A 1,917-nucleotide genomic window follows, 5' to 3' on the forward strand; every position below is an offset into this window, starting at 1 on the left:
GGCCTGGGTGACGTCGTTGACGTTGGCCGCAGTGGTGATGACCTTGAGTGGGGTGCCGCGGCCGTCGCAGATCAGGTGGTGCTTGCTGCCGGTCTTGCGCCGGTCGACCGGCGACGGGCCGGTGTCGGGTCCCTCTTTTTCGCGCGGATGTGGGAGCCGTCCACGCATGCCCGCGACCAGTCGAGTTCATCGGCCGCGTTCAGCTCGGCGAGCAGGATCCGGTGCAGCCGGTCGAAGACTCCTGCCTTCTGCCACCGGTCCAGTCGGCGCCAGCACGTCTGCCCCGAGCCGAAGCCCAGCTCCAGGGGCAGGAGTTGCCAGGCTATGTCGTTGTAGAGGACGAACAGGATGCCCTGCAGACAGAGCCGGTCCAGCACCGGCCGAGGCCCTGGGGACCGTTCCGGCCATGGCGGCAGGAGCGGCTCGATCAGCGCCCACAAGTCGTCGTCCATGATCCACGGCCGAGTACTCACACCGTCACGAACGGCCGAATCGTCGCACCGGTCACGGCCGACCAGCACACTTCAACAAGATCGTGTTACGAGCTCTGAGCGGGCGTTAAGTCTGTTTCTGGTAGCGGCCTCGTCCAGGTTGGGTGAGGAAGCCTTGGCGGAGGAGGCGTGCGAGGCGGCTTCGGGTGATGTTGACGGATGCCTCGTCGGTGGGCATCTCGAGGAGTTCGTGCAGTTCACGGGCTCGAAATGCCTGGCCGGGGTGGTGGTTGAAGGTGTTCACGATGGCCTGGTAAGCGGTGCTCATCTCGGTCTGGGACGGGTCGGGTTCGATTGCTGCCGGTGCGGCTTGCTCGATGACCTTCCGGGCGATGTCCAGCTCCGCGAGTCGGGCCTCGGTCTCGGCCAGGACGGCGGTGAGGTGTTCGATCTGCCCCTGGAGTTCACCGGCCCGGGCGGTGGCCGCCTTGTGCTGGGCCTGGAGGCCGGCGAGGAGTTCGGTGACGTTCACGCGGCGAGCCCAAGGTCGTCGCGCCAGGCGGGGCTCAGCGTGGTCAGGCGGCGGGCCATGTTCGAGGTAGAGGCCCAGTAGACGCGTGAGGCGGAGGTGTCGGGCCGGTGGTCGTACTCGCGGGCCAGGCGCCGGTGCAGCAGCAGGGTCCGTTGACCTGCTCCACGATCCACCGCTTGGGCTGCGGGACGAAGCCCTTGCACTTGTCGCCCGGGTTGCGGCGGACGATCTCGACGTCGATGTCCTGCAACACACCGTGGATCACCACCTCGTCCTTGAAACCCTGGTCCACCAGAGCCTTCTCCAGACGGTTCCCGCAGCGTTCGGCGACCTGGTCGAGCAGGGCGATGCCGGCGGCGTTGTCGTGGGCGGAGGCCGGCAGGACGACTACGCCGATGACCAGGCCCAGAACGTCCACGGCCAGCCCGCGCTTGCGCCCGAACACCTTCTTGTTGACGTCAAGTCCTGTCGTGGTCTTCGGGACACCGGCTGCCGCACGCACGGACTGGGTGTCGATGATCACGAGGGACGGGTTCCTCTAATCGGCGAGCCCTCTCCCGCACCTGGCAGCGCAGGAGTTCCTGGATCCGCTGGTCCAGGCCGTCCTCGCGCCACAGCGTGAAGTAGTAGAACACCGCTGACCAGGACGGCAGATCGTGCGGCAGATAACGCCACTGACAGCCCGTCCGGTTCTGGTAGAAGATCGCGTTCACGACCTCCCGGAGGTCACAGGACCCCGGATTCCCGGTCGCCGACCGCGCCACCCGGTCCTGCTTCCAGCCCGTGATCATCGGCCTGATCAAGGCCCACTGCTGGTCCGATAAGTCACTCGGATACGGCTCTCTGTCCATGCCCTGCATCCCAGCATGTCCATGCCCAGCGCCCGTCCCGCGTGGCGATCAGTCACACAATCGAGCGATCAGGAAACGAGAAATATCGGACTTAACGTCCACT

1 protein-coding gene and 2 pseudogenes are annotated in these 1,917 nt (G+C 66.2%); all 3 read right to left on the reverse strand.

The genetic code is table 11. The features are described 5' to 3' along the window. Positions 1 to 452: pseudogene (locus ACFTZC_RS41910) on the reverse strand (IS5 family transposase); the annotation flags it as partial. A gap of 106 nt (positions 453 to 558) precedes the next feature. After that, entirely contained in the window at positions 559 to 963 is a 405-nt protein-coding gene (locus ACFTZC_RS41915) for a hypothetical protein (protein WP_382899360.1), read from the reverse strand. Next, positions 960 to 1,814: pseudogene (locus ACFTZC_RS41920) on the reverse strand (IS5 family transposase). The gene ACFTZC_RS41915 and the pseudogene ACFTZC_RS41920 overlap by 4 nt, the downstream one beginning before the upstream one ends. Positions 1,815 to 1,917: the final 103 nt, after the last annotated feature.

The sequence above is a fragment of the Streptomyces sp. NPDC056987 genome (assembly GCF_042673865.1).
Lineage (GTDB): Bacteria > Actinomycetota > Actinomycetes > Streptomycetales > Streptomycetaceae > Streptomyces.